Annotated in this window: 17 protein-coding genes; 12 read left to right on the plus strand and 5 right to left on the minus strand. The window is 35.2% G+C overall.

Annotated elements, in window-relative coordinates; translation table 11 throughout:
- Positions 1-645: 645 nt before the first annotated feature.
- Positions 646-2709, minus strand: coding sequence for a M13 family metallopeptidase (locus tag ACTJIW_RS23515; RefSeq protein WP_440716473.1), 2064 nt, complete (start codon positions 2707-2709; stop codon positions 646-648).
- Positions 2710-2972: 263 nt separating this feature from the next.
- Here ACTJIW_RS23515 and ACTJIW_RS23520 point away from each other — a divergent pair, with 263 nt between their 5' ends.
- The 7 genes from ACTJIW_RS23520 (at position 2973) to ACTJIW_RS23550 (ending at position 9634) form a co-directional block, all read left to right on the plus strand.
- On the plus strand, positions 2973-3638 hold the full coding sequence (locus tag ACTJIW_RS23520; protein WP_012023047.1) for an SCO family protein: 666 nt from the start codon (positions 2973-2975) through the stop codon (positions 3636-3638).
- Between the two features lie 104 nt (positions 3639-3742).
- Positions 3743-3982, plus strand: a complete 240-nt coding sequence (locus ACTJIW_RS23525; protein WP_012023048.1) for a FeoA family protein — start codon at positions 3743-3745, stop codon at positions 3980-3982.
- On the plus strand, positions 3982-6081 hold the full coding sequence (feoB, locus tag ACTJIW_RS23530) for a ferrous iron transport protein B (RefSeq protein WP_440716472.1): 2100 nt from the start codon (positions 3982-3984) through the stop codon (positions 6079-6081). The genes ACTJIW_RS23525 and feoB overlap by 1 nt, the downstream gene beginning before the upstream one ends.
- Positions 6082-6087: 6 nt before the next feature.
- Positions 6088-6210: a FeoB-associated Cys-rich membrane protein gene (locus tag ACTJIW_RS23535; RefSeq protein ID WP_073099451.1), complete on the plus strand. Its 123-nt coding sequence runs from the start codon at positions 6088-6090 to the stop codon at positions 6208-6210.
- 291 nt (positions 6211-6501) lie between these two features.
- Complete coding sequence (locus ACTJIW_RS23540) at positions 6502-7458, plus strand: hypothetical protein (protein ID WP_440716471.1); 957 nt, start codon at positions 6502-6504, stop codon at positions 7456-7458.
- Positions 7459-7605: 147 nt separating this feature from the next.
- On the plus strand, positions 7606-8553 hold the full coding sequence (locus tag ACTJIW_RS23545; protein ID WP_121362763.1) for a hypothetical protein: 948 nt from the start codon (positions 7606-7608) through the stop codon (positions 8551-8553).
- A 142-nt stretch (positions 8554-8695) separates the two neighbouring features.
- Positions 8696-9634: a hypothetical protein gene (locus ACTJIW_RS23550; RefSeq protein WP_121362762.1), complete on the plus strand. Its 939-nt coding sequence runs from the start codon at positions 8696-8698 to the stop codon at positions 9632-9634.
- Positions 9635-10032: 398 nt separating this feature from the next.
- On the opposite strand, the gene ACTJIW_RS23555 is transcribed toward ACTJIW_RS23550, so the two are convergent.
- Positions 10033-10686 carry an HD domain-containing protein gene (locus ACTJIW_RS23555; RefSeq protein WP_440716470.1) on the minus strand — a complete coding sequence of 218 codons (654 nt, stop codon included), beginning with the start codon at positions 10684-10686 and terminating at the stop codon, positions 10033-10035.
- 86 nt (positions 10687-10772) lie between these two features.
- On the opposite strand from ACTJIW_RS23555, the gene ACTJIW_RS23560 reads away from it, so the two are divergent.
- The gene (locus ACTJIW_RS23560) at positions 10773-10982 is read left to right on the plus strand and encodes a hypothetical protein (RefSeq protein WP_440716469.1); all 210 of its coding nucleotides are present in this window, start codon (positions 10773-10775) and stop codon (positions 10980-10982) included.
- 23 nt (positions 10983-11005) lie between these two features.
- Here ACTJIW_RS23560 and ACTJIW_RS23565 read toward each other — a convergent pair whose 3' ends face one another.
- Both ACTJIW_RS23565 and ACTJIW_RS23570 read right to left on the minus strand, forming a co-directional pair.
- On the minus strand, positions 11006-11998 hold the full coding sequence (locus ACTJIW_RS23565) for an acyl-ACP desaturase (RefSeq protein WP_440716468.1): 993 nt from the start codon (positions 11996-11998) through the stop codon (positions 11006-11008).
- 45 nt (positions 11999-12043) lie between these two features.
- Complete coding sequence (locus tag ACTJIW_RS23570) at positions 12044-12790, minus strand: lysophospholipid acyltransferase family protein (protein ID WP_440716467.1); 747 nt, start codon at positions 12788-12790, stop codon at positions 12044-12046.
- 126 nt (positions 12791-12916) lie between these two features.
- Between ACTJIW_RS23570 and rnpA the strand changes: the two genes are divergently transcribed.
- The 4 genes from rnpA (at position 12917) to ACTJIW_RS23590 (ending at position 16682) form a co-directional block, all read left to right on the plus strand.
- Positions 12917-13315, plus strand: a complete 399-nt coding sequence (gene rnpA / locus ACTJIW_RS23575) for a ribonuclease P protein component (RefSeq protein ID WP_440716466.1) — start codon at positions 12917-12919, stop codon at positions 13313-13315.
- Positions 13316-13392: 77 nt separating this feature from the next.
- A complete protein-coding gene (locus ACTJIW_RS23580) occupies positions 13393-14241 on the plus strand; it encodes a DUF4349 domain-containing protein (RefSeq protein WP_440716465.1) in 849 nt (282 codons plus the stop codon).
- Entirely contained in the window at positions 14238-15875 is a 1638-nt protein-coding gene (locus ACTJIW_RS23585; RefSeq protein WP_440716464.1) for a S41 family peptidase, read from the plus strand. The genes ACTJIW_RS23580 and ACTJIW_RS23585 overlap by 4 nt, the downstream gene beginning before the upstream one ends.
- Before the next feature lie 3 nt (positions 15876-15878).
- On the plus strand, positions 15879-16682 hold the full coding sequence (locus ACTJIW_RS23590; protein ID WP_149205883.1) for an OmpA family protein: 804 nt from the start codon (positions 15879-15881) through the stop codon (positions 16680-16682).
- A 235-nt stretch (positions 16683-16917) separates the two neighbouring features.
- On the opposite strand, the gene ACTJIW_RS23595 is transcribed toward ACTJIW_RS23590, so the two are convergent.
- The gene (locus ACTJIW_RS23595; protein WP_440716463.1) at positions 16918-17559 is read right to left on the minus strand and encodes a DUF1579 domain-containing protein; all 642 of its coding nucleotides are present in this window, start codon (positions 17557-17559) and stop codon (positions 16918-16920) included.
- Position 17560 lies beyond the last annotated feature (1 nt).

The following is a 17560-nucleotide window of genomic DNA, read 5'->3' on the forward strand; positions in this document are numbered from 1 at the left end:
AATATTTATAGCAAACGATAAATATCCGCAACATAGAGCTTCGGAGAAGCGACATATATTAAAACGTAGAAAATATACCGCTCCTCCGGAGCTTTATGACATTGTAAAATTAAATTTTCTATAAATATATCGCTCCTCCGGAGCTTTATCATATTGTACATTGAATTTCTATAAATATCTACAACATAACGTTTCGGAGAAACGAAATATCTATAACAAACGACAAATACCCACAACATAGAGCTCCAAAGGAGCCTCATCATATTGTACATTGAATTTTTATAAACATCTACAACATAACGTTTCGGAGAAACGAAATATTTATAGCAAACGATAAATATCCGCAACATAGAGCTCCGGAGGAGCGACATATATTAAAACGTAGAAAAATATGTCGCTCCTCCGGAGCTTTATCAATATTGTAAATTGAATTCCTATAAATATCTGCTATAAATATGCCGCTCCTCCGGAGCTTTATGATACTGCAAATTGAATTCCTATAAACATCTGCTATAAATATGTCGCTCCTCTGGAGCTCTACATTGATTTTCTACAAATATTTTGCTCCGCTGGGGGAATTAAAAAACCGGGGCTGTCTCAAATTGAGACAACCCCGGTTTTTGTTTTGTAACAGGATAAAATTGATTACCAGATTTTAACTCGTTTTTCTGGACTTATATACATTTTGTCTCCACTTTTAATTCCAAAAGCCTGATAAAAAGCATCAACGTTTTGGATTGGCACAACTGCTCTGTACATTCCCGGTGAGTGCGGATCTGTTTTTACCTGACTCTTAATTGCTTCATCTCTTGATTTTGTTCTCCAAACTGTCGCCCACGAAATAAAGAATCTCTGTTCTGGAGTAAATCCATCGATTAAACCCGGATTTCCATTTTCTTTTAGGTATAACTGCAATCCGTCATAAGCTGCATTGATACCGCCTAAGTCTCCAATGTTTTCTCCTAATGTAAATTTACCATCTACAAAAATTCCCGGAAGCGGTTCAAGCGCGCTGTATTGAGCAGCAAGTTCGCCGCCAAGAGCTGTAAATTGTTTTAAATCATCAGCAGTCCACCAGTCTACTAAATTTCCATCGGCATTGTATCTTGCTCCTGAATCATCAAAACCATGTGAAATTTCATGTCCGATAACCGCACCAATACCACCATAATTTACAGCTTCATCAGCCTGATAATTATAGAAAGGCGGCTGCAGAATTGCGGCAGGAAATACAATTTCGTTATAAGATGGATTAAAATAAGCGTTTACCGTTTGCGGAGACATTCCCCACTCTGTTTTATCAACCGGCTTTCCTAATTTTGCCAAACTTTGAGCGTAAGACCATTTTGATACATTTTTCATATTATCAAAATAAGTTCCTCCTTCGTTTACATTTTTAAGTTCCAGAGCTGAGTAATCTTTCCATTTATCAGGATATCCAATTTTAACGGTCAGTTTTTTTAATTTTTCAATCGCTTTAGATTTTGTTTCTGCAGACATCCATGGCAGCGCATTGATTCTGTTTTCATAAGCCAGCATTACATTAGCAATCATTTTCTTTGCTTTTTCTTTTGCTTCGGCTGGAAATAATTTCTCAACATACAGTTTTCCTAAAGCTTCACCAGTTGCTCCGTTGATAACCTGAAGCGCTACTTCTTCACGCGGACGTTGTTTTAAAGCTCCAGTTAATGTTTTTCCGTAGAAATCAAAATTGGCATTTTCTATATCTGTGCTTAATGTTGATGCTGTACGGTTTAGTAAAGACCATTTTAAATATTCTTTCCAGGCTTCAACTTTTTTCTCTGTAAACGTTTTTTCCAAAGCAGTCATATAACGTGGCTGCGCAACATTTACCGTATCCAGTTTTGTTATTCCAATTCCTGCGAAATATTTTTCCCACTGAATTGAAGGAGTATTCTTTTTTAAATCGGCGATTGCTGTTGGATTGTATTGTTTTCTGCGGTCTCTTCTTTCAACACGATCAAGCCTTGGAGCCGACATTTCGATTTCTAAGGCTACAATCTGCTTTGCACTTTCTTTGGCTTTTGCCGGAGATTCGCCAATATACTGTAACATTCTGGCAACGTGAACTTCGTATTTTTCACGTTTTTCTTTAGAATCTTTATCATCAGAATTGTAATAATCTTTATCAGACAATCCTAAAGTTCCCGGACTTAATGTTACCGAATTTTTATTACTGTTTTTAGCATCGGCACCAACATATACGCCAAAAAAACCAAGACTATTACCCTGCGCCTGCATTTCGGTAAGGAAGTTTTGTAAATCGGTTACGTTTTTAATTGCATCAATCTTTTTTAAAGTTGGCTGCAATGGTTTTATTCCCTGTTTGTTTCTTCCAACAGTATCTAAGATCGTATTGAACAAAGCAATCGCTTTTCCCTGATCTGTATTTGATTTGTATTTTGGATTTTTTGAAGCTTCTTTTAAAATCGCCAATGCATTATCATCTGTTTTTTGACGCAGTTCATTAAAACTTCCCCAGGAATTTCTGTCGCTTGGAATTTCTGTTTGATCCAGCCAGGTTCCGTTTACATATTTAAAAAAATCCTCGCTTGGACTAATTTTAGTATTCATGTACGAGACATTAATACCGGGTTCTTTTACTTCTTTAGTCTGTGCATGCATTGCTGTAAATGAAACCATTACAGAAAAAGCACAAAATAAGGGTCTGCTTAATTGTTTTTTCATTAATACATAGTTTTTGAGTGTAAACACAAACATATTGTTAATATTTGAAACTCTATGTTAAAATTTTTGCAATAATCGCAGCGCTGGTTTTTAATCAAAGTCGCCTAGTTCAAATTTGTGTTTTTAAGTCTATAAAGATTAATCTTAAAAAAACTTTGCGCCTCTGCGCCTTTGCGAGATTACAACACATCCAGTCTGTTAAAAAGTGTTAGAACCGCCGTTTTTAAAATGCTCTTTTCGTATTTTTGCGCCAAATTATTTTTATGAAATCGCTTCTTTATAAATACCGCAAATTCTTTATTGTATTAATTGTATTTTCTGCAGTCACTATATCTTTATTTTATTCGGCATTAAAACCGCAAAAAACACTTCCCATTTACAATCCGTCTGATGTAAATCCAGAATTGGTAGACAGCACGATTCAGTATAAAAGCAAATACCATACAATTGCTGATTTTAAGTTTGTAAACCAAAACGGTGATACGATTACCCAAAAAGATTATGAAGGCAAGATTTATGTTGCTGATTTCTTTTTTACAACCTGCGGTTCTATCTGCCCAAAAATGTCAACCAATCTGGCCGATGTTCAAAAAGCGGTTTTAAATAATCCAAAAGTAAAATTGCTTTCTCATACGGTATTTCCGGAAGTAGACAGTGTTTCGGTTTTAAAAGCGTATGCGGTAAAATATGGAGTTGTTGACAGCAAATGGAATTTGGTTACCGGCGATAAAAAAGAAATTTACACTATGGCCAGAAAATCGTATCTGGCGGTAAAACTGGGAAGACCAGATCAGCTGTATGATATGGTGCATACAGAGAATTTTGTTTTGGTAGATCAAAAAAGACGAGTGCGCGGTTTTTATGATGGAACCAAAAAAGAAGAAATCCAGCGTTTGTTAGAAGACATAGATTTCTTATCAAAAGAGTAAAATCCCTTATTTTTAGAAAGTTTTAGCATTTTCAAAAGCGATTATTGCCTTGAGATAAATAATTATTGCCTATTTTTGCAATCTAAATTCAATCTAAATAAGCTTTGCAGAATACAATCCATACCCTGAAAAAAGGCGATAAAGCCATTATCAAAGATTTTGATATCGATTTGATTCCTTTAAAATTATTAGAAATGGGTTGTCTGCCTGGCAGCTTAGTCGAACTGCTTCAAATTGCTCCTTTTGGAGATCCTCTATATCTAGACATTAACGGTTCGCATGTTGCTATTCGTGTTGAAACTGCTCGTGAAATTGAAGTTGAACTTATCCAAAACAATTTATAATGAGCATTCAGAATATCAATGTTGCCCTTATTGGAAACCCAAATACAGGAAAAACTTCAGTATTTAATCAGTTAACAGGTTTAAATCAACAAGTTGGGAATTATCCCGGAATTACGGTCGAGAAAAAAATCGGTTTTTGTAAATTACCTCAAAACATAAAAGCGAACATTCTCGATTTACCGGGAACGTATAGTTTGAATGCGAGTTCGATGGACGAAAGTGTGGTAATTGAACTTTTGCTCAACAAAAACGACAAATTATATCCGGATGTTGCCGTTGTGGTAACTGATGTTGAAAATCTTAAAAGAAATTTACTGATTTACACTCAGATAAAAGACCTTGAAATTCCAACCATTTTGGTCATCAATATGTCTGATCGTATGGAAAGCAAAGGAATTTCATTAGATATTCCGTATTTAGAAGAAAAACTAAAAACCAAAATTGCTCTCGTAAGTTCGCGCAAAGGTTTAGGAATTGAAGAATTAAAAGAGCTTATTGTTTCCTATAAAACAATCACGCACGAACCTTGCTTAAACGCTTCGGTAATTGATCCCGAATATTTTGAAAAATTGCAGCATGCTTTTCCAAATCAATTAATGTATAAATTGTGGCTGGTAATTACGCAGGATGTTAACTTTTCGAATTTAGACCGAAATGAAATCCGGAATACGTTTACCAAGTCACATTCAGAGTTAAAACGTTTACAGCAAAAGGAAACCATCAAAAGATATCAGTTTATAAATGATGTTTTAAAAGAAGGTTTAAAAGTTGATGCTTCTGCAGCTACAGATTTCAGGGCAAAACTAGACCGTGTTTTAACCCACAAATTTTGGGGTTATGCCATTTTCCTTGGTATCTTATTTATTATTTTCCAATCGATTTTCAGCTGGTCAACAATTCCTATGGATTTTATTGATGCCAGTTTTGCTTCATTAAGCAGCTGGGTTTCTGAAGAACTGCCTAGCGGCATTTTAACCGATTTGCTTTCGCAGGGAATTATTCCGGGAATTGGCGGGGTTATTATTTTTATTCCGCAGATTGCCTTTTTGTTTTTATTCATTTCCATTTTAGAAGAAAGCGGTTATATGAGCCGTGTGGTATTTTTGATGGATAAAATAATGCGCAAATTTGGTCTTTCGGGAAAAAGCGTTGTGCCTTTAATTTCAGGAACGGCTTGTGCTATTCCGGCTATTATGGCAACCCGAAATATCGAGAACTGGAAAGAACGCCTAATTACGATCTTAGTAACGCCATTCACGACTTGCTCGGCAAGATTACCCGTTTATGCCATTATGATTTCATTGGTAATCCCAAATAAACGAGTTCTTGGATTTTTAAATCTTCAGGGATTATCCTTGATGTTACTGTATCTGTTAGGATTCGTAGCCGCGATAATTTCGGCTTATATTTTAAATAAAGTTTTAAAGCTCAACTCAAAAACGTATTTCGTTGTCGAAATGCCAAGTTATAAATTACCGCTTTTAAAGAATGTTGGAATTAATGTGGTAGAGAAAACCAAAGCTTTCGTTTTGGGTGCAGGTAAAATTATCTTAGCAATATCGGTTATTTTATGGTTTTTGGCTTCATTTGGTCCCGGAAAAGAATTTAATGATGCTGAGACTATTGTAAAAGAAAGATTTGCCAATACTACTTTAGACGAAACTCAGTTTGAGAACGAAGTAGCTTCTCAAAAAATAGAAAACTCTTATATCGGGATTATGGGTAAAGCTATTGAGCCTGTAATTTCTCCTTTGGGTTACGACTGGAAAATAGGAATTGCCATTATCAGTTCGTTTGCAGCGCGTGAGGTTTTAGTGGGAACACTAGCCACGATTTACAGTGTGGGAGACAGCGATAACGAATCGACTATTAAAAGCCGAATGCAGAAAGAAGTAAATCCCGAAACAGGCGAAAAGATATTTAACTTTGCAACCGGTATTTCGTTATTGCTCTTTTATGCCTTTGCCATGCAGTGCGCCAGTACATTAGCAATTACCAAAAAAGAAACCAATTCATGGAAATGGCCTGTTATGCAGTTGTTTTTTATGACTGGTCTGGCTTACATTTCGGCGCTTATAGCGTATCAATTTTTAAAGTAAAATGTCATGGTGCAAGAAATTATTGCCTTTTCTATATTAGGTATTGCCGTTGCTTTTTTGATCAGAAAGTTCTTTTGGAAATCAAAAAAGAAAAAAGACTGCGGCGACGGAAACTGCGGGTGCAGTTAGTTTTTTTTTCTAAGGTGCTAAGGTTCTAAGAATTCACAATTATCAATTATCAATTATCAATTATCAATTATCAATTAATAATTCACAATTAACAATTAACAATTAACAATTAACAATTAAAAAAAGCTGCTTCATAGGTAATTCTATGAAGCAGTTTTTTTTTAGAAGATATCTTAAAAAGTAAAAAATGTCTTTTTTTAATACTTATAAAACTTTTACGGGTCATTAAGCGAAATGATTCGAGATAATTTTGTGCACTTTTAATTTTAACTATATAGATAAACTTTTACTATGAGAAAAATTGCACTATTATTATTATTTAACTACGGCTTTATGTCTGCGCAGACTAAAACAGTAGTTACTGTATATGGAGAAAAAGTAACCATTAACCCTAACGGGATTGGTGATAATTTAGGAAATCATACTGCTACAACGACATTAAATTTGAATAACAACAACATCGATAATGTCTCAACCATTTTTGTAAAAAAAGAAGCCCGGCTGTTAGATAAAAATGCAGGAAACAGTAATTATTTTTCTTTAAATAAAAACAATGCCAATTTTGGAATTTACAATTCGCTAACGGCCGGCAATGCTTTATCAATAAGCGAAACAAGTTCTAAAACTACATTTGTTACAACGCAGATAACAAAAGGTACAGACGGATCATTGCCTCAAAAAGACAATGTGCTGACATCTACAGATACAAATGGAAACACAGCCTGGACACCTTTAGTTAAAGTTAAAAATGCACTAACCTTTCAGTTCCTTAACTACAGTACAGGCAGCTCTCAATACAATGCAGCCGCGTTTAACGAGGTTCCCGGTTTAACGGCCACCTATACAGCACCCGCTACAGGAGTCCTAAACCTATGTGCTAATTTGTATAGTATAATTCCAAACGGTGTGGTAACCAAAACCCCAACCTCTGTTAAAACCGAAATGCATATTACCGTAACGGCTTCGTGGGGAAGCGATATCATTGGAAGCGGTGCATCTACCATTACAACAGCACTGCCTTCGGCTTTTACTAACGGCGGCGGAAACTTTCCTGCTGTTACCACCATTATGTCCCAAATGCCCGTAACAGAAGGAGAAACGTACACCTTTACGGTTCTGGCCAAAACAGGAGATACCACGACTGCCGGTGTGGGCAGTGCTGTAGGAAATTATACAAACGGCTCTGTTACGACCTATTCAACGCTAATGGGAACTCTAGTCACAGATCCAGACTATTTTGTTAATTAACAAGTGAAATGTTTTTAGTTTTTTTGAAGAATTTCTTAGAGATTAAAAATGCCTTTTTTACTGCTTAGCAGCTTTTAAATACTCTTACACAAAAACGGTTCAAAATACTTTTGTCCGTTTTAAATAAATCATTTATATAAACTTATTATGAAAAAAATAGCATTACTCATAGTACTCAACTGCGGCCTAATGTGTGCGCAGACCAAAACCTTAGTTACGATTAATGGAGAAAGGATAACTATAGACCCGAATGCCGGCGGCGACAATTTAGGAAACCATACTGCCACCACAACATTAAATCTCGATACACACGATATTAGCAGCGCCGCCACTGCTTTTATTAAAAAAGACGCGCAGTTTTTTGACACCAATACGACCAACAGTAATACTTTTACCGTAAACAAAAACAACGGTACTTTTGGTATTTACAATTCAAGCGCTGGAGCCAATGCCTTATCTATAAACGAAACCAGCTCTAAAACTACGGTAGTAAGTGCACAAATAACAAGAGGAGCAGATTCGCCTGCCTCAACACCAGATAAAAGTTTTGTAGCGGTTGCTGGTGATACCAATGGAAATGTAACCTGGAAACCTTTATACAAAGTAAAAGGCGCTACAACTGACATCACTCAAATCTACACTACAGACTTTACAAAAATCAATACCTCAACTTTCACTCCTATTGGTAATTTTAGCATGCGTTTAACTGCACCTGCTACAGGAGTACTCTATATTAAAGCTGCTATGATTAATTTCATTATGCTTGCCTATACAACGCCAACATCTATTAAAACCGAAATGGTTATTGCAGTAAATGGAGTACCCATACCGTTTGCTTATGGTGTTTCTTTTATTACAACAGGAGCCACTTCGGCCTATGCAAATAAAACGAATTATCATCCTACTTCTACGAATCTCTATTGCGAGTATCCCGTAATTGAAGGACAAAGCTACATTTTTACAGTTATGGCCCGTGTCGCAGATTATACAGATAGTGCTGCTCTTCCATTCAATTATGTTGGCACATATGTCCCAACAGATAGAACAGATAAATTTTATCTCTCAAGAATGCAAGCAACTCTAGTTGCAGACTAGTATACTTTTTACAAAAAGCATCTTTAAAGAAATTTAATACACAAAGCCGGGCAGAAACCATTTTTTACAAATTTTTTGCGACTCTAACAAATTCTTATTTCTTTTCTGCCCGCTTTATATAACTCATTAAGATAAAATTATTATGAAAAAAATAGCATTATTACTCGTACTCAGCAGTACCTTTATGTCTGCACAAATTAAAACCGTACTAAGCCCATACGGCGAAAAAGTAAATATAAATCTCAGCCCGCCGGGCGATAATTTAGGAAACCATACCGCCACTACAACCTTAAATTTAAACAATAATGATATTAGTAATATAGCTGATATTAATATTAAAAAAGAAGCCCAATTTTTAGATCAAAACGGCATTAGCACTAATTATTTTTCATTAAAAAAAGACAACGGCACTTTTGGCATTTACAATTCGCTTTTAGGAAGCAATGCCTTGTCTATAGACGAGACTACCTCTAAAACTACTATGGTTGAGGCACAAATACCAAAAGGTACAGATGCCTCACTGCCGCAGAAAGATGATATAGCGGTTTCTACCGATGCAAACGGAAACGTAATCTGGAAACCTTTAATGAGAATTAAAGGTGCCACCATGTTCCAGTTTTTCATTAGGGCAGATCAAAATTCAAAATTTAACTCTGCGGCTTTTAATCCTGTTTCCAGAATGGAAAACATTCCTTACACTGCTCCTGTTACGGGGGTATTGTATCTTGAGGCCAATTTAATTTCTACCGTTCCGGATATTTTTCTTACCAAAAGCCCAACAGTGGTTAAAACCGAAATGGCAGTTATGGTAGACGGAACACCTATTGGGTATGGTTCTTCTTTAATTACTACAGCACCTGTTTCTACTTTTGCCAATAAAACAGATCTCTTTCCAGCCACTACCACTATTTACTGCCAGATACCGGTAACAGAAGGAACAACCTACAGCATCTCTGTTCAGGCCAGAACACCGGACCAAACTAATGGCGGCAGCTATGTGGGACTTTATATCAGTAAAGATTCTGACGGAAATCCTACTACTGCTTTTTCAACCTTATTGGGAACACTGGTTACAGACTAGTTTAATTTTTACAAAGTCTATCTAAACGAATTTATAAACACAAGCTTCATAGAGATTTTCCTTTATAAAGCTTGTGTATTCTTAATCAGCGATAATTAGGCATAAAAATGTCTTTTTTTAATGCTAAAAAAACTTCTACAGCCTGTTTTTGTGTTTTACACAATTTAATTTTGCAATGTAAAAAAACTATCTAAACAATGACAAAGTTCGAAAAACAAGAAATAGTAAGAGACAACAGGGTTGCCAGATTACTATGGTTTTCAATAGGCTTCTTATGTGCTTTTGGGATAATGTCCCTTTTAAAAGGTTAATTACAGGGTATTATATCCAATAAACGTTTGAAAACAAAAACGGTCTCAGAATATGAAACCGTTTTTTTATTTATAAAAGAACAAAGCTTATTTTAATCCTTCCCACTCTGCATAGAACTGAGCAAGGAATAATTCCATAAAATGATGGCGTTCTGAGGCAATTTGTTTTCCTTTTTCGGTATTCATTTTATCTTTTAAAAGTAAAAGCTTTTCATAGAAATGATTAATTGTTGGAGCATTATTCTTTTTATACTCCTCTTTGGTCATATTAGTTACCGGGGCAATTTCGGGGTTGTACAGAGTTCTGTTTTTAAATCCGCCATAATTAAACGCTCTTGCAATCCCAATTGCGCCTATTGCATCTAAGCGGTCGGCATCCTGAACAACATCTAACTCGACAGATGAGAATTTCTTTTCAAAATTTCCGCCTTTATAAGAGATATTTTCAATGATATTAACCACATGAAGGATAATGTCTTCTGAAACATTTTCTGACTCTAAAAACAAGCGTGCTGTTTTTGGGCCAATGGTTTCGTCTCCGTTATGAAATTTGCTGTCGGCAATATCATGCAGTAAAGCACCTAACTGAACAATAGTAAGATCGCAGTTGGTGTCACCGGCAATTAAAAGAGCATTTTTGTAAACACGTTCGATATGAAACCAGTCGTGTCCGCCTTCGGCATCGTCTAATTTCTCTTTTACAAAAGCGATTGTTTTAATTATAAGTTCAGAATTATTCATAAATATTTTGTTTTGTGGTGAAATGGCGCACTGATTTTACTGATGCAGCAGATTTACACTGGTATTTTTTATAGTTTAAATAAAAAATGTTGATTGTTAAAGCTTTTAAACTTCAACAATCAACAATGTTTTCTATATCAATTGCAAAAATCAATTTCAATGGCAATAGCAATATCAATGGCAATGGCAAAAATCAATTTCAATTGCAAAAATCAATTTCAATGGCAATGGCAATTTCAATATCAATAGCAAAAATCAATTTCAATATCAATATCAAAAATCAATTTCAATTTTAAATCTAAAATCTGCAATCTAAAATCTACAATCTAGCCGGTTCTACCCATTTAAAGATGTGTGGCTCTTGTGGAATTACAATTCTTTCTGAAATTTTAGCCATACGGGCTGGTAATTTCATTAAGTAATCACGTGCTTTTTCGGCTTCGTCTGTTAAGTTCGAGATTTTATCAATTTCCCATTTGTTGATTAACTTCTGCATAATTTCAACATAATCAGTAGCCGTGTAAACTCCAATACGCTGTGCAGAATCAGAAAACTGTTCAAAAGCAGAACTGATCTTTTGACCTGATTCTCTTAAAAAGTGAGCCGGCATAACGATTTTCTGTTTCATCATGTATTGAAAAGCCAGCATCATTTCGCTAGGATCAACCTGGAAAATTCTGGTTACAAATTCACTGTATGCATGGTGATGACGCATTTCGTCACCTGCAATCATTTTACACATTTTAGACAGCTTGTTATCTCCAAATTTTTTCGCAATCTGCGATACTCTGTTGTGAGAAACATAAGTTGCTAATTCCTGAAAACTAGTGTATACAAAGTTTTTGTATGGGTCAGTTCCAGTTCCAATATCAAAACCGTCGTTAATTAAATGCTGTGTTGTCATTTCGATTTCACGCATGTTAACACGACCAGACAAATACAAGTATTTATTTAAAAGATCACCGTGGCGGTTTTCTTCACCGGTCCATTGTCTGATCCATTTAGACCATCCATTACCGCCGTTTTCCACCTGATCTACTCCTTCTACATCCATTAACCAAGACTCGTATGTTGGCAAAGCTTCTTCGGTAATTGTATCACCTACAAGTGTTACCCAGAAATCGTATGGAAGTTCTTTCGCAATTTCGCGTAGTTCCTTAACCTCCTCAAAGAAGTTTTCTCCTTCAGAATTAGGCAGGAAATCTGACGGCTGCCAAATTTTTTCCACCGGAATTAAATACTGTTCAACGAAGCTGTCCACGTTTTTTTCCAAAAACTGCATCACTTCTAATCGAATGTTTTTTATAGACATTACTTATTTTAAATTTGGGTTGTACGTTTCAGCTCGGACTAAAACTTAAACCTGTTTATACTCATTTACTCCTTCTTTTACTGCTTTTTCAGTAATTTCCATTAATTCTTCGAACTTATAATCTTTTACAGCAAGCGCTTCGTGAGCTGTAAAGGTCAGATGGTTTCCTAAACCTACCGGAAACATTCCGTAACGAACCATCTTCCATGAATTATTGATGCTGACAGGTACTACATACGCTGATGGCGCATATTTACATAAGATTTTTAAACCGCTTTGAGCGAATTCTTTTGGTTTCCCGGTTTTACTGCGGGTTCCTTCCGGAAAAATTACTGCAGATCTAGTGTTTTTTTCTATATATTCAGACAAGCCTTTGATTACAGGAATCGCTTGTTTAGGGTCTTTACGGTCAATTAAAACAGAACCTCCGTGGCGTAAATTAAAAGATACACTTGGAATTCCGCTTCCTAACTCCTTCTTACTTACAAATTTACAATGAAAACGTCTAAAGTACCAAATCATTGCCACGATATCGTACATACTTTGGTGATTGGCAACAAAAATAATGGGAACACCACTAGGAATAGTCTCTACGCCTGTAACTTTATAAGTAGTTCCAACAAGGTTGGTGCATCTTAAAAGACAGAAATTTAAATAATCGACACTTTTTTTGTGTGCCTGATATCCAAAAAGATTAAGGCAGATCCACTGTATTGGGTGAAAAACTGCCAGACAAAATCCAAAACATAAATAATAAATTACCGATATTGGATATGAAATTATCTTTTGCATGCTTGAAAAAATTTAACGCCAAAAGTAGTAAATATATTTTTAGCGGTATAAAATTTGAAAACAATAACCGTTTTTATGGTTTAATTGTACCTTTGCCCTTGAAATTGCAACTTTTTTCTGAATTAAATGAACTTCACATACCCTAAAAATGAACGCTTAAAGAGCAAAACAACGATTGGATTACTGTTTTCTGAAGGGAAATCGGTTTCAAAGTATCCGCTTCGTTTGGTTTACCGTCAGGCGGAAGAAGCATATCAGGGAAATACTAAAGTGGGCGTTTCAGTTTCTAAGAAATACTTTAAAAAAGCAGTTGACAGAAATTATTTCAAAAGAGTTTTAAGAGAAACTTACAGGCTTAACAAACATTTGCTTCTCGATAATCTCGATAAGCCGTATTCTTTCATGCTTTTTTATCAGTCAAAAGACCGATTGTCTTATCAAGAAATTAATACTAAAACAATTCAGCTGTTTGAGAAATTTGTACTGCAGATTAACAAACCCGCAGATTCTGAAAAAGAGAACTAAGCCCTGACTCTCAAAAGGTAAGATAATTAATCAGATTAGATAAAAAAATCGTAGTTTTAGCTTTAAATTGAAATTTTATGCGAAATATTTTCTTTTTGTCTGTTTTCTTTCTGATTTTTTCCGGATGCAGTAAATCTAATGAACCGCAGAATGAATCGATGATGATTTCTGCTGTAAAATTACCTGCAAAAGCAAATGTAAATGCAAATGTAAATGCAGAATCTGATTCTTATGATCGCAATCCGGATTTGTCTGCGCCAAAAATAGAACAGAAAATCATTAAAGAAGCCACTTTACGATTTGAAACCGATGATTTAGAAAATACTTTCAATCAAATTCAAAAAGCGGTTACGGCTGGCAAAGCCACAATTATAAACGATTCTGAAGGAAAAGATTATGGAACCGTTTTTAGAAACCTTACCGTAAAAGTACCAAGTCAGAATTTTGACCGTTTTATAAATGATATTTCAAAAGGTGTATCGTATTTTGAAATTAAAAATATTTCTGCACAGGATGTTACAGAGCAATTTATAGATTTAACTTCAAGATTAAACACTAAGAAAAAACTTGAAGAACGTTATCTTCAAATTTTGCAGAAAGCGGCTAAAGTGAGTGAGATTTTAGAAATTGAAAAACAAATTTCAGTTATTCGCGAGGAAATAGAAGCCAAAGAAGGCCAATTAAAATATTTGCAGAGCCGTGTTTCTGAAAGCACTGTTACCATAGAATTTTACAAAACAACCGCCGAAAAAGAAGGTGTAAAAATATCCTACGGTTCAAAAATCTGGACAGCAGTAAAATCAGGATTCTTTAGTTTATCTGATTTCTTAATTTCGCTGATCAGCGTTTGGCCGTTTATTATTATATTTTGTGTATTAGCCTATTTTATTAGAAAAAGATTTAAAAGAAAAAAACAACAATCATGAATCGTTATTTCAAAAAGAAATTCATTATACCAGCTGCTGCTGCAGGTTTTTTATTTATTGGAACCAGTTTCAAAGAGGACTTTTTTGAGATTGCCAAGCAAATTGAAATCTTCACAACCTTATTCAAAGCCGTAAACACAAATTATGTAGACGAAACCAATCCGGGAGATTTGATGGACAAAGCCATAAAAAGCATGCTGGGAAGTTTGGACCCGTACACGGTTTATTTTAACGAACAGGATGTTGTAAATTTTAAAATCAACAATACGGGAGAATATACCGGAATTGGCGCCATGATTGCCCGCAAAAAAGACCGATTGATTGTTCGCGAACCTTATAAAAATTATCCGGCAGACAAAGCAGGATTAAAAGCAGGTGACGAAATTATACAAATTGGCGATGTTTTAATTGCTGATTTTAAAGATGATGCTTCGCAATTACTGAAAGGAACTAAAAACACAAAGATCTCAATAAAATACCTGCGTCAGGGAAAAACGTACACAACAGAATTGGTTTTAGACGAAGTCGATATTAAATCGGTTCCGTTTTATGGAAAAATCGATGACAAAACCGGATATATCGTTCTGGCACATTTTAGCAGAAAGGCTTCTGCCGAAGTTAAAGACGCATTGGAAAAATTAAAAGCTGACGGTGCCACTCAAATTGTTCTGGATTTAAGAGGTAATCCGGGCGGACTTTTAAATGAAGCTATTGATATTTGTAATTTGTTTGTTCCAAAAAATGAAGTTATTGTAACGACAAAATCAAGAATTGAAAAACACAATAATACTTATAAAACAACAAAAGAACCAATTGATACTCAGATTCCGCTTGCTATTTTGGTAAATGGAAGAAGTGCATCGGCATCTGAAATTGTTTCGGGGGCTTTGCAGGATCTAGACCGTGCTGTAGTTTTAGGAAGCAGAAGTTTTGGTAAAGGTTTAGTACAGCGCTCAGTTGATTTGACTTACGGAACTCAGTTAAAGGTTACGATTTCCCGTTACTACACTCCATCCGGACGATGCATACAGGCACTTGATTATGCGCACAAAGATAAAAACGGTGTTGCCCAAAAAACAGATGCCAAAAATTTTAATGCTTTTAAAACCCGAAAAGGAAGAACGGTTTATGACGGCGGCGGTGTTTTACCGGACATTGAACTTGAAGAAGCCAAAATGAGCCCCATTACGACCGCTCTGTTGAAAAATGACGGGATATTTGACTACGCAACATCTTATTACTATAAAAACCCAAATCTGGGCGAAAAAATACCCGTTGTTACTGATGCTGATTATTCGGCTTTCAAACAATATTTAAAAGCGAACAAAATTAGTTTTGATACCGAAACTGAAGTTGCTTTAAAAAATACTTTGGCAGCAGCCAAAAATGAAAAAATTGACGAGACTATTGCTCCCGAATATCAACAATTATTAGCCGCATTAGAGAAAAGTGAGAATACGCTCCTTGACAAAAACCAAAAAGAAATTAGAGGTTTAATTCAGGAAGAGCTTATTAAAAGATACCAATACCAGGAAGGTTTGTATCAATTTTACATTAAGAACAATTCAGAAATTAAGAGAGCAGTAAACGTATTAAATAATCAAACTGAATATAAAACGATTTTAAAAATGTAGAAAATGAAACTTTCCCGGGTCCTTTTTTTGTTTATTATTTACAATTTAGCGGCACAGCAAAAACCAATCGAAACAGTATATTTTGATTTCGACAAATACAATCTTACTGAATCGCAGAGCAAAGTTGTAAATAATTTTATAAAATCGATAGACACGGCAAAAGTTGAATCTATACAAATTTATGGTTACTGTGATGACCGCGGTACTGACGATTATAATTTTCGTTTGTCTCACGACCGGGTTAATACGATACAAAATTTATTAGTTTCATCAGGGTTTAAGGAAAGTAAAATTGTTATTCTTGAAGGAAAAGGCCGTGTTGTGGTAAGGCCTGATACAGTCGAAAATCTTTATGAAACCCGATTACGCAACAGACGCGTTGATTTGATTGTAGTAAAACGCAACAGTTTTGGAAAAGACATTTACTCTTCTTTTAAAGACAAATTAAAGGTTGGCGACAAAATATATCTTGAAAGCATTTTGTTTGACATGGGAAGTTCCAGACTCACTAATCATTCTAAAAAGGAACTGGATAAAATTGCACTGACTCTTTTAAAGCAAAAAAACATACAATTTGAAATACGCGGCCACGTTTGCTGCACTCCCGAAATTTACAGTGACGGAATTGATAAAGACACCAAAGAAAGAAGGCTTTCATGGAACCGTGCAAAAACCGTTTTTAATTACCTGAGTTCTAAAAAAGTTTCTAAAAACAGAATGCGGTATCAAGGCTGCGGGAATAAATTTCCTTTAAGAATGGGCGATAATTACGATCGGCGGGTTGAGTTTTTGATCACGAAAATTTAGACCATCATTCTAATTGTATTGAGATTTTCAAATTCTATTTTGTCTTAACCAATACTTTAAACAATAGTTATTACTTGATTGTATATAAATGTTTTATATACAAAAAATAAAGAAAAACTAAAAAGCACAAAATTACTTATTGCAACATTGTTGCTCAATATAAAAACCCTTAAAAATTAAAAATCCCGATCGTAAAATGCGATCGGGATTTTTGATTTTTCTAGTAAACAGCACATCATTTTTTCTTCATGATGATTTCCATGCTTTTATATTCTGTTCCATTTTTTACATCGAACATTTCCATTTTTCGAGTTGTGGGATCAACAATAGTATAAACTTCTCTGTAAGGTGTTTTCTTTCCGTTTAACGGGTTAACCATTTCGCCTTTTAATTCCATGCTTTTGGTTTTCTCATCGTATTTTCCCATTGCCACCATCATTCCGGTTCCCATATTATCTATAAAGGTCGTAGTGTATTCCTGACTGGCATTGTTGTAGGCCAAAGTGCTTTTGCCTTCAAACGGCTGTCCCATCATGGTTCCTTTATAATCGGCTTCCTGATAGCGTCCGCCCAAAATCATTCTAATAACTGCTACTGAAGCTGCTTTTTCTGGTTTTCCGTTTGCTTCAGACCAAAATGTCATATCGCAGTTCCAGGTTCCCACTTCGTCTGCCATTAATTTGTGCGGGTTTCCCGGAGTCGCATAAGCCTGCCAGGCTTTCATTTGTGCTGCTGAGTCTAAGACTGGTTCTGCTTCAGCTTGTTCTGTTTTTACAGTATCTGAATCTTTTTCTGTTATTGTTTCTGTCTTTATTTCTTTTTTACAAGAAACAAAACACATTGCAAACAGTACTAATGCTGTGGTTAATTTTTTCATA

The organism is Flavobacterium sp. 22659, from assembly GCF_052044235.1.
Taxonomy (GTDB): Bacteria; Bacteroidota; Bacteroidia; order Flavobacteriales; family Flavobacteriaceae; genus Flavobacterium; species Flavobacterium johnsoniae.

Bases quoted from the DNA above. Each gene is read 5' to 3' on its own strand.
- ACTJIW_RS23565 (WP_440716468.1), bottom strand. From the start codon at position 11,998: ATGTCTATAAAAAACATTCGATTAGAAGTGATGCAGTTTTTGGAAAAA.
- ACTJIW_RS23520 (WP_012023047.1), top strand. From the start codon at position 2,973: ATGAAATCGCTTCTTTATAAATACCGCAAATTCTTTATTGTATTAATT.
- ACTJIW_RS23535 (WP_073099451.1), top strand. From the start codon at position 6,088: ATGGTGCAAGAAATTATTGCCTTTTCTATATTAGGTATTGCCGTTGCT.
- ACTJIW_RS23560 (WP_440716469.1), top strand. From the start codon at position 10,773: ATGTTGATTGTTAAAGCTTTTAAACTTCAACAATCAACAATGTTTTCT.
- ACTJIW_RS23590 (WP_149205883.1), top strand. From the start codon at position 15,879: ATGAAACTTTCCCGGGTCCTTTTTTTGTTTATTATTTACAATTTAGCG.
- ACTJIW_RS23515 (WP_440716473.1), bottom strand. From the start codon at position 2,709: ATGAAAAAACAATTAAGCAGACCCTTATTTTGTGCTTTTTCTGTAATG.
- ACTJIW_RS23545 (WP_121362763.1), top strand. From the start codon at position 7,606: ATGAAAAAAATAGCATTACTCATAGTACTCAACTGCGGCCTAATGTGT.
- feoB (WP_440716472.1), top strand. From the start codon at position 3,982: ATGAGCATTCAGAATATCAATGTTGCCCTTATTGGAAACCCAAATACA.
- ACTJIW_RS23595 (WP_440716463.1), bottom strand. From the start codon at position 17,559: ATGAAAAAATTAACCACAGCATTAGTACTGTTTGCAATGTGTTTTGTT.
- ACTJIW_RS23540 (WP_440716471.1), top strand. From the start codon at position 6,502: ATGAGAAAAATTGCACTATTATTATTATTTAACTACGGCTTTATGTCT.
- ACTJIW_RS23580 (WP_440716465.1), top strand. From the start codon at position 13,393: ATGCGAAATATTTTCTTTTTGTCTGTTTTCTTTCTGATTTTTTCCGGA.
- ACTJIW_RS23570 (WP_440716467.1), bottom strand. From the start codon at position 12,790: ATGCAAAAGATAATTTCATATCCAATATCGGTAATTTATTATTTATGT.
- rnpA (WP_440716466.1), top strand. From the start codon at position 12,917: ATGAACTTCACATACCCTAAAAATGAACGCTTAAAGAGCAAAACAACG.
- ACTJIW_RS23555 (WP_440716470.1), bottom strand. From the start codon at position 10,686: ATGAATAATTCTGAACTTATAATTAAAACAATCGCTTTTGTAAAAGAG.
- ACTJIW_RS23585 (WP_440716464.1), top strand. From the start codon at position 14,238: ATGAATCGTTATTTCAAAAAGAAATTCATTATACCAGCTGCTGCTGCA.
- ACTJIW_RS23550 (WP_121362762.1), top strand. From the start codon at position 8,696: ATGAAAAAAATAGCATTATTACTCGTACTCAGCAGTACCTTTATGTCT.